Below are 23,427 nucleotides of genomic sequence, written 5' to 3'. Positions count from 1 at the left end.
CGGGAAACCGGCTGGATGATCCACGCCGCTGAAAAACAGGAACAGTGGTACCGGACCGCCGAGCGTCCAGGCCGACGGGGCCGAGGGAGTACGGAGGTGTCCGGCGCCGCAATGCGGTCCTCGATTCCATCCTGGACCTGCGCCTCACTCTCCTGGGGCAAGGCGATCTGCTCGTGTCGGTGGGAAGCTGTTCGTCCCGCCGGCCGCCGCCTCACCCCGTCGAGCAGCCGGTCTCGCTGGGCCTGTGACGTCGCCAGACCGGCACCGGTCAGGGCGAGCGCGGTCGCCCCGTCGAGCACCGCCCGGTCGGCTCCCGGGCTCTTGCCGTACGCGGTGAATTCGGGGGTGTGCTGCTTGGCGCCGGCTGCGTCGTAGCCGATCGTGGGGGGGATCGTGGGGATGAGCTGCGACCTCGGTGACATCCAGGGCGCGAGACCGCCCTGTGTGCCCGCCTGCCCACCCTCACGGTGACCGACCGCATCGTGGGCCTGCACACGGCCAAACGCATGGGTCACCTGCTGCTCGACGAGCAGGGGCGCCGCATCGGCGTCCAGCCGATCGCCCTGGTAGCCGGTGTGAGGGGCGCTCGCGCGGGCCAGGCCTCCTTCACCCCCACGACCGCGTCCAAGGCGCCGTCGAGCAGGCCTGTTACGAATCCGATACGAGCCGGCCAGAACATTCCGGACAGGCATAGCGTGAGTGGCCTCAGGACCACGCACATCCCATGGGGGGATCACATGTCGTACGGCTACCCGCCTCAGCAGCCCGGCCCGCAACCCGGCCGGCCGCCCCAGCAGCCGCCCCAGTGGGGGCAGCAGCCTCCGCCGCCGTATCAGCAGTGGCCCCAGCAGGGCGCGGGGTGGGGCGCGCCGCCGCCCAGGAAGTCGAATACCGGGCTGATCGTGACACTGTCGGTGCTCGGTGGGCTGGTGCTGCTCGGCGGCTGTGGTGCGCTGGTGGCAGTCACGGTGAGCCAAGCACCGAAGCCGCGGACGCTGCCGACGACCGAGGCGCCGCAGGACAAGGCACCTGGGAAGGACGCACCCTCCGAGGAGCCAGCCGTCGAGGAAGGGAGCCCCGAGGCGGATGTGAAGCTCACCAAGTGCGTGGTGGATTCGCTGACGACGTGGCCGGCCGCTGATGTGGAGATCGTGAACCACGGCGACTCGAAGGCGACCTATGTCGTCAACGTGGAGTTCGTGGACGGTTCCGGTACACGTCTCGGCGAGGGCTTGGCCGCAACCGACAGCCTCGCTGTGGGGCAGAAGGCCAAGGAGAAGGCGCAGGGCCTCGTGAAGGTGCCGGGCAAGGTCAGCTGCAAGGTGTCGAAGGTGACGCGTTACCCGACGAACTGACGGCATGACGATGCCCTGTCGCCCGTGGTGGTGACGGGGCAATCGCGGGTTCGGTGGTGGCCTCTCCGGTTCTGCTGCAACTCCGGCCGCACCTGTGACGAGGTCAGTGGCGGTTCCGACTTCGGCCAAGGATCATCGACATCAGCAGCCCGTGCGTCTCGGCGTCGGCTGCCGCGACGAGCCCGCGGCCCGCCTGCCCGATCGGGGCGCCGTCGATCCCGGTGACGACGCAGCCGGCGGCCCGGCACACAGCGATGCCCGCGGCGAAATGCACGCTCCCGGACAGGTCGCCGCCATCGGTGACATACGCGGCGCGCTTGCCGGCGGCGACCCAGGCCAACGCCAGCGTCGTGGACACCACCCGCGGCCGGAACCGCTCGACGAACCCGGGGTGGGCCAGCAAGTCCACGGCCCGGAACCCCGGCGCCCCCGGGAACGGCGGATCCAGGTTGACGTCCACCAGTTGGGTCGCGGGCGTGGGCGCCAGCTGCGCATCTGCCCCGTTCTGCCGCACCCGGGCGGTCTCGCCGTCGGTGAAGAAGACCTCGCCGCTGAACGGGTCGGCCACCGCCGCCGCCCCGTCGCGCAGCGCCACGTTGACGGCCACCAGCATGTTGCCGGCGGCGTAGTTCAGCGTGCCGCACAAGGGATCCACCAACCACTGGCGCACCGCGTCGGCAACACCCTGCCGGCCGCCCTCCTCGCCGAGCACCGCATCATCCGGCCGGGCGGCACGGATGACGTCGAGAATCGCCTTCTCGGCCTCCACATCGGCGGCGGTGGCGAAGTCCCCGGCGCCCTTGTCGATGCGGGTGAGCCGTCGGCCGTACATGGTGTGCACCACGTCCGCGCCGGCACGTGCCGCAGCTATCGCAACACCGGCATCGTCAAGGTCCGCATATGAGTTGATCACGTCGCGCAGAATATCGGCGCGAAGCCTGTCCCCGCCGGTCGGACCGGCATCGTCGCGAAGTGTGGCCGGGGCCTGGACATGGCACGGCGGGTGCCAGGGCTCACACCCCCTGGCACCCGCCGCGATTCAGCCGGGTAGGTCCGCGCTACCGTTCCGGGCGCCTCATGCGGTGCCGCGCTGCAGGTACGCGCGGTCCACTGTCTGCCGGACGGTGTTGCCGGCCGCGTCCTTCGCGGTCACGCGCAGCGTCACGTACGCGTCGCCGTGCATCCGGGCCGGTCGCTCCACGACGGAGGTGAAGCCGCTGCCCTTGCGGGCCGTGGTGGCAGTGGTCCAGGTCCGCCCGTCGTCGTAGGACGTCTCGACCTTCAGCGTCACGCCGCGCGGCGCCGCCATGCCGTCCTGCATCCGGACGTTCAGGCCGAGAGTGTGCCTGCGCTGCGAGTCCACCGCGTTCCGGGCATCGACCGGCACGGTGTAGTCGACCTGCAGCATCGGCAGCAGGGCCGTGTCGGCGGCGGTGCCGGAGCGGAACGTCCACGACGTTCGCGTGCCGGTGCCGAAGCGCCAGTCGTCCGAGGTACGGGCGGTCGTCAGGTCCATCCGGTATTCGGCGTTGCCCGCGGGCACCTCGAAGTTGCCCCACGCGCCCTGGTCGGACTCGGCGATCCGCTTCCCGTTCCGGTACAGCGCCGCCGTGGCCGTGTCGCTCACCCCGGCCGCCGTGACGCCGGTACCGACGCCGCCACCGAAGGGGTCGGCCTCCGCGAACGACCAGTGGCCGGTGCCGGAGTCGTTGAACTCCGGCACGTACACCGACAGGGTGTCGCCGTTGCGCACCGACGGCAGGTGACCACCGCGCGGGATCGACGGGCGGACCACCGCTCCGTACCAACGCTCCGTGGTGCGCTGGCCCGGCCGGTAGGTGCGCGGGTCGTCGTGCATGCCGGCCGCCAGCGGGAAGTCGGGGACGTCGATGACGTTGTGGTGCACGACGTGCTTCCACAGCGTGTCACCGCCGGTCACGTACTCGATGCGTTCCTGTCCCGCCGGAACGTAGCGCGTGTACTGGTTCCACGAGGTGTCCTGGTACGGCCGCCATCCGAAACGCTGCTCGCTCGACCAGGACGAGGCGCCGGTGCGGGTGTACGTGCTGCGGACGACCGCGCTCTCGCGCTCGGAGACGGTGTACACCAGCCGCTTGGGGACGGAGCCCTTGGCCACCTGCATCACGTCGTACAGGTACGGGCTGCGGACCGTGCCGGAGAACTCCACCGTCGTGGTCCGCTCGCCGGCGCGCTTGAGCACCGCGGTGCCTTCCGCCGTGCCGGCGCGCATGGTGGGCAGAGCCATCCGGTCACCGGTCGGGCTCCACCGCGTCCAGGGGTAGAAGCCGTCCTCCACGACCAGCATCAGTGCCTTGGCCCCGGCGTCCGCCGCTGCCTGCGCGAGCGCCCGGTCGTCGGAGAAGTCCCAGCGGACGACGGCCAGCTTGCCGCGTACGTTGGCGGCGCGAAGCTCGGCGCTCGTGCCCTTGCCGGCGTCCACGGCGGTCAGCCGTGCTCCCTTGTCGCTGAAGGCCGGGGAGGCGTTCACGTAATACGGGCTGAAGCTCAGCGAGGTACCGGAGACCTTCGCCCGCAGCTGCGGGGCCACCATCTGCCAGCGCGAGGAGAACTCGAAGTCGCCGTCGGTGACCTTGGCGGTGGGGCTGACGTAGATCCGCTTGGCGATGTCGAAGAACATCACGCCCTGGATCAGGCCGTTGCCGTCGATCTTCCGGTACGTCTGGTAGCTGACCACACCGCGCTGCTCGGCGGGGCGGGGCGTGCGGATCTGCACCGGGGTGGTGTCGGCGGCGTTGAGCGTCACCGACATGTCCTTGGTGACCTTCACCTCCGGGTTGACCACCTCGCGCAGCTCCTGGCCGTCGGCCGCCCTGTCCAGCGTGCCGAAGCTGAGCTGGTAGGTGCCCTCCTCCACTTCGGCGACGGCCGGCTCCGTGCTCGTGTAGTTCACGAAGCCGTCGGCGCCCCAGATCACCGGAGCGGCGCCCGGGATGACCTTGCCGTCGCGGTCGCGGGCGACCACGGTGAGCTTGTGGACCGGGGCGTGCACGTTCAGGGCCACAGTGGTGTGGGTGAGCACGGTGCCGTCGGCCGATGTGGCGGTGACGTAGCCGTAGTACTTGCCGCGGACGGCGTTCGCCGCGTCGGTGCGCAGCGGTACTTCGGCCGTGGCACCGGGGGCCAGTCGCACGGTGTCGGAGCCGAGGGTGACCACACCGCCGGCGAGGGGGCGCCCGGTGTTGGTGGCCAGCGTGGCGGCCAGGGAGAGCGTCACCGGCTTGTCGCCGGTGTTGGTGTAGCGGACGGTGGCTCCCTGCTGCTTCCCGCTGTCGCCGATGTGGAGCGGGGCGAGGGTGACGCTGCCGGTGGCCGTGACAGGGCCCATGGCCGTGGCCAGGTCGATGCGGCCGCCGCCCTGCTCGGTCACCTTGGTGCCGGGCACCGTGTGGGAGGTGCTGATGAGGGCGTCCTTGAGCTGCTGGGCGCCCCAGGCGGGGTGCTGCTGGGCCAGCAGCGCGGCGGCACCGGCGACATGCGGGGTCGCCATCGAAGTGCCCGACGCGGAGGTGTAGTTGGCGTCGACCGGGTCGCCCATGGTGGTGCCGGACGCGCGGGCGGCGACGATGCCGACGCCGGGGGCGGTCACATCGGGCTTGACCGCCGCGTCGCCCAGGCGCGGGCCGCGGCTGGAGAACGAGGCGAGGGAGTCGTCGCGGTCGACGGCTCCGACGGTCAGCGCGGCGTCGGCCGCCCCAGGCGACCCGACTGTGGACGGGCCCGGGCCGGCGTTGCCCGCCGCGACGACGAAGAGCGTGTCGGTGGACGCGGTCAGGGTGTTGAGGGCCTGGCTCATCGGGTCGGTGCCGTCGGTCTCGGCATCGGAACCGAGGCTCATGTTGACGACCTTGGCGTGCTGGGAGGCCGCCCATTCCATGCCGTCGATGACGCCCGACTCCGAGCCGTACCCGTCGTCGCCCAGTACCTTGCCGATCAGCAGGTCGGCGTGGGGCGCGACACCGCGCCGGGTGCCCGAGGACGCGGCGCCCGTGCCGCCGACGGTCGCGGCGACGTGCGTGCCGTGGCCGAAGTGGTCGTCCGTGCTCGGGCTGCCGGAGAAGTCCTTCGCCTCCGCAACGCGGCCGGCCAGGTCGGGGTGGTTCGCGTCGACGCCCGTGTCCAGCACGGCCACCTTCACGCCCTGGCCCTCGTAGCCGGCCTTCCAGGCGGCGGGCGCGTTGATCTGCGCGGTACTGCGGTCCAGCACGGCCTTGACCTTGCCGTCCAGCGAGACCCGCGGAGCGACCGCGGCACGGGCGGCGTCCGACTTTCCGCCGGGGTTCAGCGTCTTCCAGAAGCGGCCGAGGTCGTCGTCGGCGACCCGCAGCGACCGCGCGTCGAGGCTCTCCAGCCTACGGGCGGGCGTCGCGGCCGCCTTGAACGCCACCAGCCGGTCAGCAGTGGCCGCGGCGGCCTTCGCCGCCTGCGAGCTGACCCTGGCCCCGACCCGTGACGGCTCCGAGGAGACGATCAGCGGAAGCGTGGAGGCGTGGGCCTCGTCGTAGCCGTCGGCGATCAGGGCCGTCACATTGAAGAGGCGGCGGTCCAGGGTGCCGGTGGACACCAACGACTCGGCGTCGAACGGGATCACGGTCAGTGCCTTGTCGTCCCCCTCCAGCGTCCGGAAGGGGATACCCTCGCGCCCGGGTCCGGGCTGCACCGACGCGGTGTGCCGTCCACCGGGCAACGACGTCACGGTCACCCGGTCGCCGGTCACCAGTCGCACGGTCGCGGAGCGAGCCCCAGGCTTGGCGGCGGGACGAGTGGCGGTCTCGGTGTCTGCCTTCCCCGTGGTGGCGGCGGCCGGCATCCCTCCGGCGACCACCATCAGTCCTGCCGATATCGCCCCCGTCAGGCGGATCCATTTCATCAGCGAAAAACCTTTCGTACAGGTGGGGGTCACAACCTGTCCGAAAGAATCCACCGATGAAGCTGACGTGTCGCCGGCCTCGCGTGTCACAACTGCGACATGTCCCAACAGCGACACGCGCGGCCTGCGCGGCTGTCCCCGCGTGAGAACCCGGGTTCGGGTCAATGGGGTTGCAGCGTTTCGCGCAGACGCTGCAGCCCGTCCGGCGTGCTGTCACCTACGAATTCCGCGAGCTGTCGGCCATTCTTCCGAACGACCGGCTCCAGCAGTCCGCGCACGTGGTCACGCATCCGCCGCCGCAGTTCGACACGCGAGAATCTGCCATCCACCCGGAGGGAGAGAGGGGGCGAATTTCACCCGCTGACGGTCTTGAGGGTGCCGGTGAGCGGAGGGTGCCATCGGTGTTGAGGGCGGGGTGGGCTGCCCCGGGCGAGGGCGGCACGGACTCTCACACTCGCGGCGTGAACGCTCTACGTCCACGTAGCGGGCCCCTCGGATCGCCCCAGTCGCCGTTCCGGCTCCCGGATTCAGCGGTGTTCGGGATTCTCGAAGTCGAAGCGGCAGCCGGCGTCCCACTCCGAGCGCTGGTTCCCGTGCGCCGGAATGCCACCCGCCTCCTTGAGCAGCCGCGCCAGGTGCAGCAGGTTCCACGTCATGAAAGTGGTGTTGCGGTTGGTGAAGTCGTTCTGCGGGCCGCCCGAGTCCTTGTCCAGGTACGACGGTCCCGGGCCTGCTTCTCCCACCCAGCCGGCATCGGCCTGCGGCGGCACCGTGTACCCCAGGTGCTGCAGGCTGTAGAGCACGTTCATCGCGCAGTGCTTCGCACCGTCCTCGTTACCCGTGATCAGACAGCCCCCGACTCGCCCGTAGTATGCGTACTGCCCAGCCTCGTTGAGGATCGACGAACACGCATACAACCGCTCGATCACGCGCTTCATCATCGACGAGTTGTCTCCCAGCCAGATCGGCCCGCACAACACCAGGATGTCGGCGGCCATCACTCTCTCGTACAGCTCGGGCCAGGCGTCGGTCTCCCAGCCGTGCTCCCTCATGTCCGGCCACACGCCGGTGGCGATGTCGTGGTCGATGGCCCGGACCACCTCGGTGGTGGCGCCGCGCCCCTCCATCACCGCCCGGCTCCGGCCGATCAGTCCCTCTGTGTTGCTGACTTCGGGGGAGCGCTTGAGCGTGCAGTTGATGTACATCGCGCGCAGACCGTCGAAGCGGTATGCGTCATCGGCAGGGCCGGGCGACACCATGCGGGACTCCTCTGTGCGTACGGGAGAACAGGAGACGTGACCCGGTCTACCGTCACCGCGGGGCATCCCCGGCAATAGGCGCGCGGGTGCCCCCCATACGCAGCAGGTGCACGAGGAGTGGGCACGGACAGGGATCGCCGTATGCGCGGGGTGAGTCCGCGCCCGCATGTGCCGCCATCCGCAGAGCGGTTGAGTCGTACACATGCCCGACGACGTATGCGGACCGATTCAACGACCTGTTCCGGCACCGCGTGAACCGTCCTCATCTGCGGACTGCTGCTCGCGCCGGCGCTGACGGTGGTGAGCCGGCTCCTCCCGTGGAGACAGAGCCGGGCCGCCCGTCGTCCGGTCCTGGCCGTCCTCGCCCCGCCATGGTGATCTGCACTCGTGCGGTGTTCGTGAGGCTCGTCGACCGGCCCCGAGAGGCGATGCGCCGCAGGAGATGAACGAGCCCGACGGGGCGGATCACCGCTTGCTCAGCGGGCGATCGCAGCCTCGGTCGCCGTCTTGATCCGCTGTCCGAACGCGGGGGCGTCCTTGCGCGCGGCACCGGCGGCGAAGCCCACCAGGAGCTTGCCGATGCCGTGGCCCTCCAGGACGTTGAAGATCCGCACCTTGGTCGATCCGTCGGCTGTGGCCTCGAGGTCGTAGCCGCCCTCGGCGGCGGTGACCAGGTTCTTCGAGAGCTCCTCCCAGCGGATGCGGGTGGGCGTCACCAGCTCCTTGATCCGGAACTCCCGCCGGGTCGTCATGCCGGCGTCCTTGACCGTGCTCCGGAACACCGTTCCCACCGCCGTCGGCCCGGCCGGCGACTTCTCGATCCTCATCACACGTGGACTGAACTCCGGGTCGTGCTCGCCATCGGCAAGATAAGCGAAGACTTCGGCGATGGGCCGGTCGATCTCGACCGTAGCCTCGAACTGAGTGGCCATGACTTCTCCTCGTCACCCGGATCAGGTGCGCTCGGGCTGCGGGCGCGGCACGCGAACGCAGGGCCGCGAAGGCGCGGGACGGCGATCATAAGTCCGCCGGGGGCGGATGGCAGGCCGAACGACATGTGACGGCGCTGCCCGTCACCCTGGGCAGACGGTGGCGGCTCCGAAGGCGCCCGGGTGCGCCACTGCCCCGTCGGCCGTGGCGGGACCGGAGCAGCCCGCACGGCCGCTCGGTCCGGCGGCATGCGATCGCCGCGGGGTCCGCTCCGGCCGGCCGCGCCGCCCCCGAACAGTCGATCAAGGCGCGCGGCTCCCACCTCGCCGCGCTCCAATGAACACGTGACCGCGCCACCCGACGACTGCCTCGCGCGCAACGACTGGCTCTGCGGGGCCTATCTGACGAGCCGTCGCGAGATCCTCCAGGACGCCGTCATCCAGCATCTCCAGCTGACCGCGGTCTCCGTGTTCGTCGGACTGCTCCTCGCCGTCCCGCTCGCTCTCGCCGCCCGGCGCCGGCGCTGGGCGGCCGGACCCGTGCTCGGCGTGACGACCATCCTCTACACCGTGCCGTCGCTTGCCATGTTCTCGCTGCTGCTGCCGGTCTACGGACTCTCCGCCTCGCTCGTCGTCGCGGGGCTCGTCCTCTACTCGCTCACCCTGCTCGTACGGAACATCCTCGCCGGACTGCGCGCGGTGCCCGAGGAGATCCGGCAGGCCGCCCGCGGCATGGGGTACGGGCCCATCCGTCTGCTCGTCGCGGTGGAGCTGCCACTCGCTCTCCCCGCCGCCATGGCCGGGCTGCGGATCGCCACCGTCTCCGCGGTCTCCCTGGTCACCGTCGGCGCGATCGTCGGCTACGGCGGGCTGGGCAATCTCATCTACTCCGGGATGAACACCTACTTCAAGGCCCAGGTGCTCACCGCATCCGTCCTCTGCGTCGTCATCGCGGTCTGCGCCGACCTGCTGCTGCTCGGCGTCCAGCGGTTGCTGACCCCGTGGACCCGGAGGCAGTCGTGAAGACCCTCTCCGACACCTGGTCCTGGCTCACCAGCTCCACCCACTGGTCCGGCGACAACGGCATCTGGCACCGCCTCGAACAGCATCTGTTCCTCACCGTCGTCTGTCTGCTGATCAGCTGTCTCATCGCACTGCCGGTGGCCCTGGTCCTCGGTCATCTGGGCAAGGGCGGCGCGCTCGCCGTCAACATCTCCAACGTCGGCCGGGCCGTCCCCACCTTCGCCGTCCTCGTTCTGCTGCTCCTCACCCCGATCGGCAGGTACGGCGAGGGGCCGACCGTCGTCGCCCTGGTGCTCTTCGCCGTCCCACCGCTGCTCACCAACGCGTACGTGGGGATGCGGGAGGTCGACCGTGATGTCGTACGGGCCGCCCGCGGCATGGGCATGACGGGCCGGCAGCTGCTGGTACGCGTCGAGGTGCCGCTCGCTCTGCCGCTCATCCTGACCGGCGTACGGATCGCCGCCGTCCAGCTCGTCGCCACCGCCACCCTTGCCGCGCTGGCGGGTGGCGGGGGACTCGGCCGGATCATCACCGCGGGCTTCAACCTCGCCTCCACGCCGCAGGTGGTCGCAGGGGCGATCCTCGTCGCCGTCTTCGCTCTGATCGTCGAAGGGATCTTCGAGATCGGGCAGCGGTTCGCCCCCGCCTGGGTGCGCGGCGAGGACACCGGATGAGGGCCTGCCGGACCGTACCCGTACTTCTGACGCTGCTGCTGACGGGGACCGGGTGCACCACCGGGCCCGCCCTGGAGAGCCAGGGGGACATCACCGCCCCGCCGGGTGACAGCAGACACCTCACCATCGGCTCCGCGGGTTTCACCGAGAGCGATCTGCTCGCCCAGATGTACGCGCTGCTGCTCGACCGGGCCGGCTACTCCACGAAGATCATCTCTGTCACCAACCGGGAGATCTACGAACCGGCGCTGGAGAGCGGCCAGATCGACGTCGTACCGGAGTACGCCGCCACCTTCGCCGACTGGCTGAACGCCAAGAAGAACGGCGCCGACGCCACCCCGGTCGGCTCGCCCGACCTCGACACCACCATGAAGGCCCTGCGCGCCCTGGCCGCACCCCGCGGCCTCACCGTTCTCGCCCCAGGACGCGCCGTCGACCAGAACGCGTTCGCCGTCGCCGCCCCGTACGCGGCGAGGCACCGACTGAAGACGCTCAGCGACCTCGGCAGGTCCGGGCTGCCGGTGCGGCTGGCCGCGGGCGACGAATGCGTACAACGGCCGTACTGCGCACCCGGGCTGAAGAAGACGTACGGCATCGACATCACCGCCGTCGACCCCAAGGGTGTCGGCACCACCCAGGCCAAACAGGCCGTGCAGAGCGGTCGGGACCAGATGGTTCTGACCACCACCACCGACGCCACCCTCGACAACTTCGGGCTCGTCCTGCTCGCCGACGACAAGCACCTGCAGAACGCCGACTACCTCGTCCCCGTCGTCAACCGGTCGCGGGCCGGCAGCGTCGGGGTACGCAACGCACTGGACCGGCTCAACACTGTGCTGACCACCTCCGACCTGGCCCGCATGAACGAACAGGTGGACAGCTGGCGACGGCTGCCCGAGGACGTCGCACGGAACTATCTGGAGTCCAAGAAGCTTCTTGTGGGTGGCTGAAGCCTCAGGGGAGCGGTGGCGGCCGCCGAATGTCATACCGCCGTCATCCCGCAGCCCGCCGACCAGATCGGTCACCGTCTGCGGCGAGGCCGCCCGCCCGGCTTTGACGCCGAGAAATGCAAGGAGCGCAATGGCGTCGAGCGGTGCATCGCCCGACTCAAGCAGTGGCGCGGCCTCGCCCTACGGACGGAGAAACTCGCCATCGCCTACCAGGCTGCACTCCACGTCGCGTCCATCTTGATCTGGGTCCGGTGCTGAGCAGGTCGCTGGACCCTGACAGTCGGATCGTCAGTTGCTGAGTGCCAGCCTGATACCGAAGATGCCGATCACGGTGCCGGTGATCCGGTCGAGCAGGCGGCGGGCCTGGGGCTTGCGGAGCCAGCCGTGCAGGACGCGAGCGAACCCGATGAGTACGGCGGACCAGAGCAGACCGATGAGGATGTGCACCGTGGTGAGCAGGAGGCCCATGGTGAAGTGGCCGGTGCCTGGGGGGATGAACTGAGGCAGGACGGCGACGTAGAAGGCGCCCATTTTCGGGTTCAGGAGGTTGGTGAGCGTTCCCTGCCGCCAGCCGCCGCTGACCGAGTCCGCGCCGGCGGCCAGAAGGGAATCGTCCGTGTCTGGCGTGGGCAGTCCCCGGAAGGTGTCCCGGAGCATGCGGGCTCCCATCCAGATCAGGTATGCGGCGCCGATCCAGCGCAACGCGGTGTAGGCGAGGTGGGAGGCCGTGAGAAGCGCGGTCACTCCGAGGGAGGTGAACGCACCCCACACCAGGGTGCCGGTCTGGATTCCGAGGACGACGCCCCAGGCTCTCGTGCGCCGGCCAAGGGCCGACGTGCGCAAGATCAGCGCCGTATCGAGTCCGGGAGTCAGAGTGAGAAGCCCTACAACTAGGGCGAAGGACCACAGGGCGGAGCTTATTGCCATGGAATGCCAGCCTATCCCGCCAGACCGCCTGCTTCGCCAGCAGGTCCGGCGGATCTTGAGCTGGTCAGCTTCCACTCCAAAGAGACAGGCCCTAGATCCAGCCGACGAGTGAAGTCGGAAACGACAGGCAGAGCGCCCAGACGTTTCTCCACCACGGACGTCACCGCTACTTCAAAGTGCTGACGCTGAGACCGTGGCCGCGGGGACCGGGAAGTCTTCGACACACCCCACCCAATGCCACACCCGGCCCGAGGACACCCCCGACCGGTCACACCATACGAATCAACGACCCGCGAAGTCCGGGTCTAGGGCGTGGGTGGTGTCACCGACGCCAGGTAGGTCGCCATCTCGCTACCGTTGTTGCTGTAGCGGTGAGGCCGTGTGGCGTCGAAGGTCAGCGCCTCGCCCGCCTGCACGTCGAAACGCTGATCGGCGACGTGTACCGTGACCGTGCCGCTGATGACGTAGGCGCATTCGACCGCGACATGGCTCCACGGCTCGTCGCTGGAGGCATGGCCCGGTTCGAGCTTGCCGAGCAGGACTTCGAGCTGGCCGTTGCTCGGCGTCAGGCGTTCGTACTGCACGAGGCCCTTCGGCATGAGCAGTCGGGAACGCTCGTCGGGTCGGCTGTGGTGAGCCGTGAGCGGGGCTTGCTCATGGAACAGCGAGGCGGCCGACAGGCCGAACACCGTGCTCAAGGCCCGGAGGGTCTTGAGGCTCGGCTCGCGGATGCCTCGCTCCACCTGGCTGAGCAGGGTCGCTGACAGGCCGGTCTGCGCCGCGAGATCGCGCAGGCTGAGCCCCGCCTCCGTCCGTAGCGCGCGTAGCTGGTCTCCCATCACGGTGGTCAGCCTATCTGAGCCGTGCACCCTTGTGCACTCTTGTGCACCCGAGGTGCGTGGTCCCTGGGAAGCTTCGGCACGCTACTGCCGAAGGGTCACCGGTTGACAGCCACGGCGTCGTGCACTTTTGTGTACTTGTGTAAATAAGTACACGCCCTTGCGTTACCCTCAACGTCATGGAGAGTCCACCGCCAATGAGCGCCGACAACCATCTGGTCTTCCGCGGAGGAAAGGCACTGGCATTTTTGCCGGTCGCCGTGTTCCTCGGTTTCTGCGTCGTCTTCTTCGTCGTGTTCAAGACGTTCGACATGACCGCCCTCGCCGCGGGAGGTGTCGTCGCGCTGCTCGTCGGCGCGCTGTTCGCCACGCCGTATTCGGCGTACTGGTCCGCCGTGACCAGGGGGATCGGATCGTCCACCGCGGTCACGATCGTGATGATCCTGTTCTGCGTGGGTCTGATGTCCGCCCTGATCAAGGAGACCAACGTCTCCGGCGGGTTCGTGTGGCTCGCCGAGTTCCTCGGCGTCGACGGCGGCACCTTCACACTGTTCACGTTCGTCGCGGTGTGCATCATCTCGATGTCGACGGCGTCGTCCATAGGGACGATGTTCACAGCGTTTCCGATCTTCTACCCGGCCGGCGTGTTCCTCGGCGCCGAGCCGGCGTTCCTCGCCGCCGCGGTCATCTCCGGCGCGATCTTCGGAGACAACGTCGCCCCGATCTCCGACACGACCGTCATCTCGTCGTCGACGCAGGCGTTCCGCCGCAAGACCGGCACCGCCGATATCGCCGGAGTCGTGCGCAACCGCGCTCGCTTCGCCTTCACCGCTGCGGCCCTCGCGGCCGTCGGGTTCTTCGTGCTGGGGTCGTCGGGCCGCTCGAGCGATTCTGCACACTCGCAGGAACTGCTGGAGCAGGCCGCCAACCCGCTCGCCCTCGTGATGCTCATCCCCGTCGCGCTCATGCTCACCGTGGCGCTGCTCACCCGCGACATCTTCAAGGCGGTCACGATCGGGCTGGCGACCGGGATCGTCACCGGCCTCGCCTCGGGCCTGCTGACCCCTGAGGGCGTCATCGGCGTCCGCGACGGGGCTCCGACCGGATTCCTGATCTCAGGCGTCGGCGACATGCTCAGCGTGATCGCTCTGGTGGTGGCCGTGTTCGGCATCATGGGCGTACTCACGGACGCGGGCATCCTCGACTGGCTCGTGGGCGCCCTCACCGGAAGCCGGCTGTCCCGCACCCCGCGCGGTGCGGAGTTCGCGATCGGCATCGGGATCTCGGTCACCACGCTGCTGTTCGGCGGCGTGAACTCGGCCGCGATGCTCACATTCGGCCCGGTCGCCGACAAGATCGGCGCCCGCGTCGGCCTGCACCCGTACCGCCGGGCGGTCGTCATGGACTGCTTCGCGATGGGGATCGCCGCCATCGTCCCCGTTCTCAGCGCCTATCTGTTCATCGGCGCGCAGCTCACGACCGGGTTCAAGGGCGTTCCCGCCCTGGCCACGACGGAGATCTTCATCGCGATGCTCTACCCGCTCGTCCTCACCGTCGTCCTGGTCGTGGCGGCCGCGACCGGTTGGGGCCGCCGTTTCGAGGGCCCGGACGGCGTCGAACTGAAGCGACCCGAGCGCACGCCCGCCGCGGTCTGACCGGCACACCCCAGCAAGAACACCACCGGACGACGGCAACTGGAGCACGCATGGATCGCAACACAGTCAACTGGCGCGGCTACATCCCCGCAATCACCACACCGTTCACCCGCGAGGGCTCGCTCGACATCGACGCGTTGCACGTGCAGGTCGCCTGGCTCGTCGACGAGGGCATCCAGGGCGCGATCCTGGCCGGCACCAGCGGCGAGTGGTTCTCCCTGTCCGCGAAGGAACGCGCGGAACTGTTCGCGGCGGGCGCCGAGCACCAGAGCGGCGCCTTCCCGGTCCTCGGCGCCTGCAATGCGTTCACCCCGCAGGAGGCAATTGCCCACGCCCGCGCGGCGGAGGCGGCAGGCCTCGCCGGCATCCTCCTCACTCCGCCGCCCTACATCGTGCCCAACGGGAAGGAGATCGTCGCGTTCTACCGGGCGGTCAGCGATGCCACCGACATCCCGATGACCGTGTACAACTGGCCGCGCGGCTGCGTCGTGGACATGGACGTGGAACTGCTGACCGAGCTCGCGCAGATCGAGAACGTCGTCGCGATCAAGAACTCGACGGGAGACTTCGCGAGCTTCCTCGCCGGGATGTACGCGCTGGAGGGCGAGGTGCGGTACTTCGGCCTGCCCACCAACGCGCTCGGCGCCGACCTTGCGATCCTCGGCCACGGCGACGGCCTGATGGGAACGGGCGGGATCCTCGGCCGCGACCAGGCCGACTTCTGGAACGCCGTCGACGCCGGGGACCGGGAGCGCGCGGTCCAACTGGGCAAGAAGGACCGTGTGTACATGGACGCGTGGTTTCGTCCCGACTACGGCGTGCAGTTCGGCAACCAGCAGGCGATCATCAAGACCGCGCTGCGGCTGCGTGGCATCCCCGCGGGATTCGTGCGGGCGCCGCTCCTTGAGCTCACACCGGACGAGGTCGCCCGCGTCGAGGCGACCCTGCACGAGCTCGGCATCGACACGCACCCCCTCGCCGATGACTGAGCGGTACGACCTGGTTGTCGTCGGCGGCGGGCTGCTCGGCTGCCTCACGGCGTGGATGGCCGCCCGCGACGGTGCGCACGTGCTCCTGGTCGACAAGGATCAGGTGAACCAGCACGCCTCGGGCCAGAACGCCGGGAGCCTGCACTTCCAGCTCGAATACCGGATGGTCGAGGCAGGCGAGGGGGCCGCGCGCGTCGCCGCGGAGGCGATGCCGCTGCACCTCGACGCCGCCGCGATGTGGGCACGCATGGAGGACGAGATCGGAGAGCCCCTCGGCGTGCGCCAGACGGGCGGGCTCATGGTCGCCGAGAACACCGACCAGGTCAGGATGCTTGAGTTCAAGGCGGAGCTGGAACGCTCCTGGGGCCTCGATGTGCGCACGCTGGATCGCACCGAGCTCGACGCCGTCGCACCGTACCTCTCACGGAACATCCTCGCAGCCAACCTCAGCGCGCTGGAAGGAAAGGCGGACGCCCGCATCGCCGCTCCCGCGGTCGGCCGCGCGGCCGTCGCGGCCGGGGCGAGCGTGCGCACACGCTCCCGCCTGGTCGGCGCGCATCGCGTGCCGACCGGATGGGAAGTCACCCTCCGGGAGACGGGCCGCGCGGGCGACGAACGGGCCCGCACTGTCCGGACCGCCGCAGTCGTGCTTGCCGCCGGCGTGTGGACGACCGAGCTCGGGCGGATCTTCGACTCCGAGCTCCCCACTGTCCCCCTCGCCCTCACGATGACCGTGACCTCGAAGATCCCCAAGCTCATCCCGCACCTCGTTCAGCACGCAGGCGCGCGCCTGTCGCTCAAGCAGTCGCTCGACAGTACGGTCCTCATCGGCGGCGGGTGGCCGGCACGTCTGATGAGGGACGCGCACGGCGCCCCGGCGTTCGACCGCAAGCACCAGCTGATCCCGCAGTCGATCGCCGGCAACGCGCGTGCGGCCGTGAACACCGTTCCCGCGCTGGAACGGGTACCCGCCGTGCGCAGCTGGGTCGGCGCAACCACGGTGGCACCCGACCAGCTCCCGCTCGTCGGCGCGGTCAAGGGCGCGCCCGGGGTGTTCGTCGCCACCGGCGGATCGGCGTTCACCCTCGGGCCGAGCTTCGCACGGGTGCTGACCGGCCTCATCGCCGGGCGCTCACCCGATATCGACCTCGCACCGTACGACCCGGCCCGCTTTGCGGAAAGGAGCACCTCATGACCACAGACACTGCCTGGCGTCGCACCGCGCAGGAGCGCGGCGACGCCGTGACGATCGGCGTGGACGGCGACCCGGTTCGAGCCTGTTCGGGCGAGACGGTGGCCACCGCCATGCTCGCCGAAGGGGCCGCGTTCGAACGAGACCGCACCGGGGCACCCCGGGCGCCGCTGTGCAACATGGGGACGTGCTTCGAGTGCGTCGCCACCGTCGACGGACGGCCGCTGACCCGCACCTGCCTGGTCCCGGCGCGCGAGGGCATGGTCATCGAGACGTCAGGGAGGCTGTGATGTTCGATGTCGCGATCATCGGCGCAGGTCCGGCGGGCATGTCGGCGGCTCTCACCGCAGCCGACCAGGGTCTGACGGTCGTCGTCATCGACGAGCAGCAGCGGGCGGGCGGGCAGATCTTCCGTCAGCCGCCCGAGGCCTTCACCGGAAGCATCCTGCACCCCACCGCCGGCTACCACTGGGCCACCGAGCTCATCCAGCGGTTCGAGGAAGACCCGCGACTGACGACGGAGTTCGGCTGGTCGGCGATCGGTGTGCTGCACGACGACGCAGAGCCGGACGGTCTGTGCGTGGCGATCAACCACCCGGAACACGGCACTCGCATGATCGGCGCGCGGCGGCTGCTGATCGCCACCGGCGCCTACGACCTCCCCGTCGCCTTCCCCGGCTGGACGCTGCCCGGCGTCATGACTGCCGGCGGTGTCCAGACCCTCGTCAAGGCACAGAAGATCGCACCCGTCGGCGACGTCGTGCTGGCCGGGGCGCATCCGCTGCTGCTGCTCGTGGCCGACCTGCTCGTCCGCGACGGCGTCCCGGTACGCGAGGTCGCGTTCGCGCAGAGCATCCCGACGCCGATGGACATGCTCCGCGCCCTCGGCGCCGTACCCGGTCATCTGCGGATGCTCGCAGAGACGGGCGCGATCCTGGCGCGGCTGGTGCGCAAGGGCGTCCGAGTCTCGCCCCGGACCATCGTGACGGCCGCCCACGGCACGGAACGCGTCTCCCGTGTCGAGCTCGCCCGGGTCGACCGGCGGTGGGAGGTGACGGGCGCGCCCCGCGAGGTCGCTGCATCGCATCTCGTGCTCGGGTACGGCTTCTCCGCGTCGACGGAGCTCGCCCGCCAGATCGGATGCGAGCTCGCATTCGACTCGCCACGGGGCGGCTGGGTGGTCGCACACGACGAACGACGGCAGACATCCGTCCCTGGAGTGTTCGTCGCCGGCGAGCCCACGGGCGTCGCCGGCGCCGACCGGTCCCGCGCCGAGGGCGCGCTCGCGGGTCTCGGGATCGCCGCCGACCTCGGCCGCGCCGTGCCCCCCGCGGCGTTCGCCGAAGCAGAACGTGACATCCGTAAAGCGACACGATTCTCCACCGTGGTGCAACGCATGTTCGAACCGGTCCGCGAGGCACTCGGAGATCTGGCGCTGCGAGAAACCACCATCTGCCGATGCGAATTGGTCACACGCGGCACAGTCGACGACTTCCTCGCATCGTCACCGTTCGTCAGCGACGTCAACGCCGTCAAGCTCTCCTGCCGCACAGGCATGGGCCCCTGCCAGGGACGCTACTGCGAGAGCAGCGTCGGTACGATCCTTGCATCGGCGCGCGAGCAGCCGATCGGGCTCGGCGGACGCTTCTCCGCGCACCTGCCGGTCAAACCTGTGCCTGTCGGGGACCTCCGAGGCCTCGACTCGGCTGCCGAGCAATCCGCATCGGACGGATCGGATCCTCTTCGTTCGTGACCGGTATGCCACGGCCGTTGGACATCTCCAGCTGATCTCTGACGCCGCGCGCCGACCCACCAGGGATCACGGGACAACCCTTTGGCGCCGCGTCAGACGAGGACGCGGCCGAGGAAGTCGTGGATGTACTGGGTGATGGTCTCGCGATGGCGTTCCAGGGCGAAGTGCCCGGCCTGCTACGCGTCCGCCACCGAGTCGAACTGCACCTCGTCGCGCCCCACCCCGCGCGCGTCCGCGTCCACCGACCGGCGCAGCGCCTCATGCAGCTTCGCCGGAGTCAGTACGCCGAGGAAACGGGCACCGTCCAGCACCGCGACCCACCCGGCGTCCTGCTGGAGCATCTCGCTGAATGCCTGTTTCAGCGGGGCGCCGACCGGTACCCACGCGTCCATCCGGCGGGCCAGGTCCCCGACCGTGCCGTGTGCCCCGGCGGTCCGCAGTGCGTCCGCCGCCACCCAGCCGTGCAGTTCGCCCGCGCCGTTGAGTACGACCGCCCAGCGGGCGTCCACGTCGTTCAGCCGGGCCGCCGCCGTCCGGGCGGGTTCGTCGAGCCGCGCGACCGGCGGTTCCTCCAGGTCGTCCGGCTCGATCGTGGTGACCGACAGCCGCTTCAGCCCCCGGTCCGCACCCACGAACCGGGCCACGTACGGAGTCGCCGGCGTGCCGAGCACGGCTGCGGGGCTGTCGAACTGCTCGATGCGCCCCTCCCCGTACACCGCGATCCGGTCGCCCATCCGGACCGCCTCCTCGATGTCATGGGTCACCATCAGGACCGTCTTCCTGACCGTCGTCTGCAGGCTCAGGAACTCGTTCTGCAGCCGCTCGCGCACCACGGGGTCGACCGCGCCGAACGGTTCGTCCATCAGCAGAACCGGCGGATCGGCGGCCAGCGCCCGTGCGACGCCCACCCGTTGGCGCTGGCCGCCGGAGAGCTGGGCGGGGTAGCGGGACCCGTACGTCTTCGGGTCCAGTCCCACGAGATCCAGCAGCTCGGCCGCCCGCTCCCGCGCCTTCGCCCGCTTCCAGCCGACCAACGAGGGGACGGTCGCCGTGTTGTCGAGGATTGTCCGGTGCGGGAAGAGCCCGACCTGCTGGATGACATAGCCGATCCGGCGGCGCAGCTTCACCGGGTCGATCTGTGCGATGTCCTCGCCGTCGACCAGGATCCTGCCCGAGGTCGGCTCGATCAGCCGGTTCACCATCATCATCGTGGTCGTCTTGCCGCAGCCGGACGGTCCGACCAGCGTGACGAGCTCCCCTTCGCCCACCTCGAAGGACAGTCCGTCGACCGCGGTCGTGCCGTCCGGATAGACCTTGCTGACCTGCTCGAACCGGATCATGACTGCACGCTAGGAGCGCCCCGTGCACGGCGCACACGGGCCGGGACTGTCCGAGTCACCGCCGTGTGCTGAACTGTCTGTGAAACATCTGATCCAGGAGCATCTCTTGAGCAGTTACCGGCAGCCCGGCGTCGTTCTCTCCGACCGTCATTTCACGGTTCCTCTCGATCACACCGATCCGGGCGGTGAGCAGATCGAGCTCTTCGGCCGGGAAGCCGTCGCCCGCGGCAAGGCCGACGAAGAGCTGCCGTGGCTGGTCTATCTGGAGGGCGGACCCGGCTTCGGGGCCCGTCGTTTCGTCGGTACAGAGGCCTGGCTGGGGCGGGCGGTGGAGGAGTTCCGCGTGCTGCTCCTCGACCAGCGCGGCACCGGCCTTTCCACCCCCGCCAACCGGCAGACGCTGCCGCTGCGCGGCGGCCCGCGCGAGCAGGCCGACTATCTCGCCCACTTCCGGTCCGACAACATCGTGCGCGACTGCGAGCTGATCCGGCCGCAGCTGACCGGCGGCGCCCCGTGGACCGTGCTCGGACAGTCGTTCGGTGGCTTCTGCGCGGTCCGATACCTGTCGGCCGCCCCCGAGGGGCTCAAGGCTGTCCTGATCACCGGCGGGCTGCCCTCGCTCGATGCCCACGCGGACGACGTGTACCGCGCCGCGTACCCACGGATCGAGCGCAAGGTCGCCGCCCACTACGCCCGCTACCCGCAGGACGTCGAGCGCGTCCGCGAGATCGCCGCGTACCTTGCGGAGCACCGCCCGGAGAGCGCCGGACACCGCCTCACGCCCGAGGGGTTCCAGTCCCTGGGCATCATGCTGGGCGGCGGCAACGGCAGCCATCAGCTGCACTACCTGCTGGAGAACGCCTTCGTCCGCACACCGCTGGGCATTGAGCTCTCCGACACGTTCCAGGAAGCCATGCGCACCGCCAACTCGTTCGCGGGCCACCCCCTGTACGCCCTGATGCACGAGGCGATCTACGGCCAGGGCAAGCAGCCCACCGACTGGGCCGCCGAGCGGGTCCGCGCCGAATTTCCGCAGTTCGACGTCGCCACCGCTCTGGCGGGCGACGGGCCGGTGCTCCTCACCGGCGAGACCATCCACCCCTGGCACTTCGAGGTCGACCCGGCGCTGCGCCCGCTGCGCGAGACCGCCGAACTGCTCGCCTCCCGTACCGACTGGCCCGAGCTGTACGACCCCGAGCGCCTCTCCGCCAATCAGGTGCCGGTCGCCGCGGCCGTCTACCACGACGACATGTACGTCGACACGGAACACGCGCTGCGCACCGCCGCGTCGATCCGCGGACTGCGCACCTGGGTGACGAACGAGTTCGAGCACGACGGTCTGCGCGCCGGGGGACCGCAGGTGCTGGACCGGCTGCTGGCCCTGGTCCGGGACGACGTCTGACCTGCCTGCTCACGGCAGGAGCCGGTCACGCGGGTGGCGTGACCGGCTCCTGCCGTACGGGCACTTCCGTACCGCTTCAGCTCTGCAGTGCGTCCAGCGTGGCGTCGAAGTCCGCCGCCGAGCGCGGCGCCCGGTTGTGCGGCAGCTTCGAGAGAACGGCGGCCATCCCGCAGGTGTTGGTCACCGCGGAGAAGACCAGACCGGAGCCGACGCCCGCCGACAGCCAGCGTGCGGCAGGGAAGCGCCGGCCCGCGAGCAGACCGGCCACCACGAGCGAACCGGCGGCGAACCGGACCTGACGCTCCATCGGCCAGGTGGCCCGGGCGCCGGCGGGGCGGTCCAGGCCGTGGCCCTCGCCCTCCCATGCCGACGTGCCGCCGGAGAGTGTGACGGCGTCGATGTCCGCCGCGGAGAGAACGTCACAGGCCCGGGTGGAACGGACACCGGAGGCGCACACCACGAGCAGGGAGCCGCGGGCCGACGCCGCCTTCAGGGCGGGCAGCGCCTCGTCGAGACGGTCCAGCGGGATGTTCAGCGCGCCCGGCACGTGCCCGGAGGCGTACTCGCCCGGGGCGCGCACGTCGATGACGGTGAATTCGCCGATCCGGGCTGCGGCCTGGGTGGGGGAGAGGGAGGCGGGGCTGGTCACGAGGGATGCTTCCTTTCGTCGCCGGGGCGTACCCCGGACAGGCTAGAATACCCCTTGGGGTATTCGAAGGAGGATGTGTGGAACTTGACATGGCGGCCGACGAACTGAAATCGGTCCTCAATCGCCTTCGCCGCGCTCAGGGCCAGCTTGCCGCGATCATCAGGATGATCGAGGAAGGCCGGGACTGCGAGGACGTCATCACGCAAATGGCAGCCGTTTCGCGCGCGCTCGACCGGGCGGGTTTCGCGATCATCGCGACGGGCCTTCAGCACTGCATGGCCGACGACACCGCCGAACCGGCCGACCGGAACCAGATGCGCGCCCGGCTGGAGAAGCTGTTCCTCTCGCTCGCCTGAGCCCGGATCCCGATTTGCTGTCGACGGCGTGACGTCGCTCAGACCACGGTATCGACCAGCATGAAGAGCGCAACGGCGATCAGTGCTGCGCCGAAGATCCGCTGGAGTGCGGCAGTGGACACCTTGGTGGCGAGACGCTTGCCGTCCCAGGCCCCCAGGACCGCCGCCGCCGTGAACGGGGCGATCACCGCCCAGTCCAGCGAGGTGGGGGTGGTGAGCCGGGTGGCCAGGGCGGCCGTGGAGTTCACCGTGATGACGAGCAGGCTGGTACCGACCGCTGCCGTCATGGGAACGGCGAGGAGCGTGACCAGCGCGGGCACGGCGAGAAATCCGCCGCCGACCCCGAGGAACCCGGTCACGGAGCCGAGGCCGGCCCCGGCGCGCACGGCCCGCCCGGCGTCCGTACGGTCGGCGGGGTCCGGGGCGTACTCCTCGGCCGAAGTCGCCTCGCACCGCGCAGGCGCCCGCGGCCGGATCATCCGCACCGCGGCCACGACCGCGAGCACCGCGAACGCCGCCGTGAGCACACCCGCCGGAATCCGGACCGACAGTGCCCCGGACACCGCTGCCGGCACGATCCCCGCCATCGCGAAGAGTCCGCCGGTTCGCCAGCGGACGTGACCGTCCCTGGCATGCGCCACCAGCCCCGTCAGGGAGGTCACGATGACGATGAGCAGAGCGGCGGTGGTGGCCGCGGCCGGGGTGAAGCCGAGCAGATAGATCAGTGCGGGAACGGCGAGGACACTGCCGCCGCCACCCAGCCCGCCCAGTGCCAGACCGACCACCGCACCGGCGACCAGGGCCAGGATCAGGGTGGTCATGCGACGGTGCCCGCCGCTCCGTGACGGTTCCGCACGGGCAACCCCTCGGCCGCCCAGGCGGTCATGCCCCCGGTGACGTCGACGGCGTCGGTGCCGCGTCCGGCGAGGATGCGGGCGGCCTGCCGGGAACGGTGGCCGGAACGGCAGATGACCACCACCGGGCGGCCCGAGGCCGAAGCGGGCAGAGCCTGCCCGGCGGCCAGCCGGGAGAGCGGCAGATGGACGGCGTCCGGAGCGCGTCCGGCGTTCCATTCGGAGGTTTCGCGTACGTCGAGCAGGACCGCCGCACCATCGGCGGTCCGCCGACGGGCCTCGGCCGGGGTGACGCGGCCCGGGCCGCGCCGGAAGAGGGACATCAGGGAAGGCATGGGGAGGTGCTCCAGGAGTGCAGGACGGGGAGGTCCG

Annotated in this window: 21 protein-coding genes and 1 pseudogene; 12 read left to right on the top strand and 10 right to left on the bottom strand. The window is 70.1% G+C overall.

What is annotated here, in order from left to right; genetic code table 11:
• Window positions 1–467 precede the first annotated feature (467 nt).
• Window positions 468–1,355, top strand: coding sequence for a hypothetical protein (locus OHA88_RS07855; RefSeq protein ID WP_328624832.1), 888 nt, complete (start codon window positions 468–470; stop codon window positions 1,353–1,355).
• A gap of 103 nt (window positions 1,356–1,458) precedes the next feature.
• On the opposite strand, the gene OHA88_RS07850 is transcribed toward OHA88_RS07855, so the two are convergent.
• From OHA88_RS07850 to OHA88_RS07830, 4 genes are all read right to left on the bottom strand, one after another.
• Window positions 1,459–2,268, bottom strand: coding sequence for an inositol monophosphatase family protein (locus OHA88_RS07850; protein WP_328624831.1), 810 nt, complete (start codon window positions 2,266–2,268; stop codon window positions 1,459–1,461).
• A gap of 162 nt (window positions 2,269–2,430) precedes the next feature.
• Entirely contained in the window at window positions 2,431–6,264 is a 3,834-nt protein-coding gene (locus tag OHA88_RS07845; protein WP_328624830.1) for a S8 family serine peptidase, read from the bottom strand.
• A gap of 527 nt (window positions 6,265–6,791) precedes the next feature.
• Window positions 6,792–7,523, bottom strand: a complete 732-nt coding sequence (locus OHA88_RS07835; RefSeq protein WP_328624829.1) for a flavodoxin family protein — start codon at window positions 7,521–7,523, stop codon at window positions 6,792–6,794.
• Between the two features lie 476 nt (window positions 7,524–7,999).
• Window positions 8,000–8,455 (bottom strand): SRPBCC family protein, encoded by a 456-nt coding sequence (locus tag OHA88_RS07830; protein WP_328624828.1) that lies wholly within the window; start codon window positions 8,453–8,455, stop codon window positions 8,000–8,002.
• A gap of 342 nt (window positions 8,456–8,797) precedes the next feature.
• On the opposite strand from OHA88_RS07830, the gene OHA88_RS07825 reads away from it, so the two are divergent.
• The 4 genes and pseudogenes from OHA88_RS07825 to OHA88_RS07810 form a co-directional block, all read left to right on the top strand.
• A complete protein-coding gene (locus OHA88_RS07825; protein WP_267008713.1) occupies window positions 8,798–9,475 on the top strand; it encodes an ABC transporter permease in 678 nt (225 codons plus the stop codon).
• Complete coding sequence (locus tag OHA88_RS07820) at window positions 9,472–10,149, top strand: ABC transporter permease (protein ID WP_326607256.1); 678 nt, start codon at window positions 9,472–9,474, stop codon at window positions 10,147–10,149. Before OHA88_RS07825 ends, OHA88_RS07820 begins: the two co-directional genes overlap by 4 nt.
• On the top strand, window positions 10,146–11,099 hold the full coding sequence (locus OHA88_RS07815; protein ID WP_328624827.1) for an ABC transporter substrate-binding protein: 954 nt from the start codon (window positions 10,146–10,148) through the stop codon (window positions 11,097–11,099). The genes OHA88_RS07820 and OHA88_RS07815 overlap by 4 nt, the downstream gene beginning before the upstream one ends.
• 39 nt (window positions 11,100–11,138) lie before the next feature.
• Window positions 11,139–11,357, top strand: a pseudogene (locus tag OHA88_RS07810) (IS5/IS1182 family transposase); the annotation flags it as partial.
• Between the two features lie 30 nt (window positions 11,358–11,387).
• Here the strand turns inward: OHA88_RS07810 and OHA88_RS07805 are convergent.
• Window positions 11,388–12,026 (bottom strand): LysE family translocator, encoded by a 639-nt coding sequence (locus tag OHA88_RS07805; protein WP_328624826.1) that lies wholly within the window; start codon window positions 12,024–12,026, stop codon window positions 11,388–11,390.
• A gap of 305 nt (window positions 12,027–12,331) precedes the next feature.
• A complete protein-coding gene (locus tag OHA88_RS07800) occupies window positions 12,332–12,865 on the bottom strand; it encodes a helix-turn-helix domain-containing protein (protein WP_313941770.1) in 534 nt (177 codons plus the stop codon).
• A 179-nt stretch (window positions 12,866–13,044) separates the two neighbouring features.
• On the opposite strand from OHA88_RS07800, the gene OHA88_RS07795 reads away from it, so the two are divergent.
• Genes OHA88_RS07795 through OHA88_RS07775 form a run of 5 tightly spaced genes read left to right on the top strand, consistent with a single transcriptional unit; the run spans window position 13,045 to window position 18,454 of the window.
• The gene (locus tag OHA88_RS07795; RefSeq protein WP_328624825.1) at window positions 13,045–14,520 is read left to right on the top strand and encodes a Na+/H+ antiporter NhaC family protein; all 1,476 of its coding nucleotides are present in this window, start codon (window positions 13,045–13,047) and stop codon (window positions 14,518–14,520) included.
• A gap of 50 nt (window positions 14,521–14,570) precedes the next feature.
• On the top strand, window positions 14,571–15,509 hold the full coding sequence (locus OHA88_RS07790) for a dihydrodipicolinate synthase family protein (RefSeq protein ID WP_328624824.1): 939 nt from the start codon (window positions 14,571–14,573) through the stop codon (window positions 15,507–15,509).
• Window positions 15,502–16,704, top strand: a complete 1,203-nt coding sequence (locus tag OHA88_RS07785; RefSeq protein WP_328624823.1) for an NAD(P)/FAD-dependent oxidoreductase — start codon at window positions 15,502–15,504, stop codon at window positions 16,702–16,704. The genes OHA88_RS07790 and OHA88_RS07785 overlap by 8 nt, the downstream gene beginning before the upstream one ends.
• Window positions 16,701–16,991, top strand: coding sequence for a (2Fe-2S)-binding protein (locus tag OHA88_RS07780; protein ID WP_328624822.1), 291 nt, complete (start codon window positions 16,701–16,703; stop codon window positions 16,989–16,991). The genes OHA88_RS07785 and OHA88_RS07780 overlap by 4 nt, the downstream gene beginning before the upstream one ends.
• Window positions 16,991–18,454 carry an NAD(P)/FAD-dependent oxidoreductase gene (locus OHA88_RS07775; RefSeq protein ID WP_328624821.1) on the top strand — a complete coding sequence of 488 codons (1,464 nt, stop codon included), beginning with the start codon at window positions 16,991–16,993 and terminating at the stop codon, window positions 18,452–18,454. Before OHA88_RS07780 ends, OHA88_RS07775 begins: the two co-directional genes overlap by 1 nt.
• Before the next feature lie 176 nt (window positions 18,455–18,630).
• On the opposite strand, the gene OHA88_RS07770 is transcribed toward OHA88_RS07775, so the two are convergent.
• Entirely contained in the window at window positions 18,631–19,794 is a 1,164-nt protein-coding gene (locus OHA88_RS07770; protein WP_328624820.1) for a betaine/proline/choline family ABC transporter ATP-binding protein, read from the bottom strand.
• Window positions 19,795–19,900: 106 nt separating this feature from the next.
• Between OHA88_RS07770 and OHA88_RS07765 the strand changes: the two genes are divergently transcribed.
• Window positions 19,901–21,196: an alpha/beta fold hydrolase gene (locus OHA88_RS07765; RefSeq protein ID WP_328624819.1), complete on the top strand. Its 1,296-nt coding sequence runs from the start codon at window positions 19,901–19,903 to the stop codon at window positions 21,194–21,196.
• A gap of 76 nt (window positions 21,197–21,272) precedes the next feature.
• Here OHA88_RS07765 and OHA88_RS07760 read toward each other — a convergent pair whose 3' ends face one another.
• Window positions 21,273–21,845, bottom strand: coding sequence for a rhodanese-like domain-containing protein (locus OHA88_RS07760; RefSeq protein ID WP_326815635.1), 573 nt, complete (start codon window positions 21,843–21,845; stop codon window positions 21,273–21,275).
• Window positions 21,846–21,922: 77 nt separating this feature from the next.
• Between OHA88_RS07760 and OHA88_RS07755 the strand changes: the two genes are divergently transcribed.
• Complete coding sequence (locus OHA88_RS07755; protein WP_030976068.1) at window positions 21,923–22,201, top strand: metal-sensitive transcriptional regulator; 279 nt, start codon at window positions 21,923–21,925, stop codon at window positions 22,199–22,201.
• 38 nt (window positions 22,202–22,239) lie between these two features.
• Here OHA88_RS07755 and OHA88_RS07750 read toward each other — a convergent pair whose 3' ends face one another.
• Both OHA88_RS07750 and OHA88_RS07745 read right to left on the bottom strand, forming a co-directional pair.
• Window positions 22,240–23,022 (bottom strand): sulfite exporter TauE/SafE family protein, encoded by a 783-nt coding sequence (locus OHA88_RS07750; protein ID WP_328624818.1) that lies wholly within the window; start codon window positions 23,020–23,022, stop codon window positions 22,240–22,242.
• The gene (locus OHA88_RS07745; RefSeq protein ID WP_328629616.1) at window positions 23,019–23,378 is read right to left on the bottom strand and encodes a rhodanese-like domain-containing protein; all 360 of its coding nucleotides are present in this window, start codon (window positions 23,376–23,378) and stop codon (window positions 23,019–23,021) included. Before OHA88_RS07745 ends, OHA88_RS07750 begins: the two co-directional genes overlap by 4 nt.
• Window positions 23,379–23,427: the final 49 nt, after the last annotated feature.

The organism is Streptomyces sp. NBC_00353, assembly GCF_036108815.1.
GTDB lineage: Bacteria > Actinomycetota > Actinomycetes > Streptomycetales > Streptomycetaceae > Streptomyces.
Note: the sequence above shows the minus strand (reverse complement) of the source record. Positions and strands in the feature narration are given on the sequence as shown.

Excerpts from the sequence above, each read along its gene's own strand:
- OHA88_RS07845 (WP_328624830.1), bottom strand. The coding sequence starts at position 6,264 with ATGAAATGGATCCGCCTGACGGGGGCGATATCGGCAGGACTGATGGTG.
- OHA88_RS07835 (WP_328624829.1), bottom strand. The coding sequence starts at position 7,523 with ATGGTGTCGCCCGGCCCTGCCGATGACGCATACCGCTTCGACGGTCTG.
- OHA88_RS07830 (WP_328624828.1), bottom strand. The coding sequence starts at position 8,455 with ATGGCCACTCAGTTCGAGGCTACGGTCGAGATCGACCGGCCCATCGCC.
- OHA88_RS07815 (WP_328624827.1), top strand. The coding sequence starts at position 10,146 with ATGAGGGCCTGCCGGACCGTACCCGTACTTCTGACGCTGCTGCTGACG.
- OHA88_RS07805 (WP_328624826.1), bottom strand. The coding sequence starts at position 12,026 with ATGGCAATAAGCTCCGCCCTGTGGTCCTTCGCCCTAGTTGTAGGGCTT.
- OHA88_RS07800 (WP_313941770.1), bottom strand. The coding sequence starts at position 12,865 with ATGGGAGACCAGCTACGCGCGCTACGGACGGAGGCGGGGCTCAGCCTG.
- OHA88_RS07795 (WP_328624825.1), top strand. The coding sequence starts at position 13,045 with ATGGAGAGTCCACCGCCAATGAGCGCCGACAACCATCTGGTCTTCCGC.
- OHA88_RS07790 (WP_328624824.1), top strand. The coding sequence starts at position 14,571 with ATGGATCGCAACACAGTCAACTGGCGCGGCTACATCCCCGCAATCACC.
- OHA88_RS07785 (WP_328624823.1), top strand. The coding sequence starts at position 15,502 with ATGACTGAGCGGTACGACCTGGTTGTCGTCGGCGGCGGGCTGCTCGGC.
- OHA88_RS07780 (WP_328624822.1), top strand. The coding sequence starts at position 16,701 with ATGACCACAGACACTGCCTGGCGTCGCACCGCGCAGGAGCGCGGCGAC.
- OHA88_RS07775 (WP_328624821.1), top strand. The coding sequence starts at position 16,991 with ATGTTCGATGTCGCGATCATCGGCGCAGGTCCGGCGGGCATGTCGGCG.
- OHA88_RS07770 (WP_328624820.1), bottom strand. The coding sequence starts at position 19,794 with ATGATCCGGTTCGAGCAGGTCAGCAAGGTCTATCCGGACGGCACGACC.
- OHA88_RS07750 (WP_328624818.1), bottom strand. The coding sequence starts at position 23,022 with ATGACCACCCTGATCCTGGCCCTGGTCGCCGGTGCGGTGGTCGGTCTG.
- OHA88_RS07745 (WP_328629616.1), bottom strand. The coding sequence starts at position 23,378 with ATGTCCCTCTTCCGGCGCGGCCCGGGCCGCGTCACCCCGGCCGAGGCC.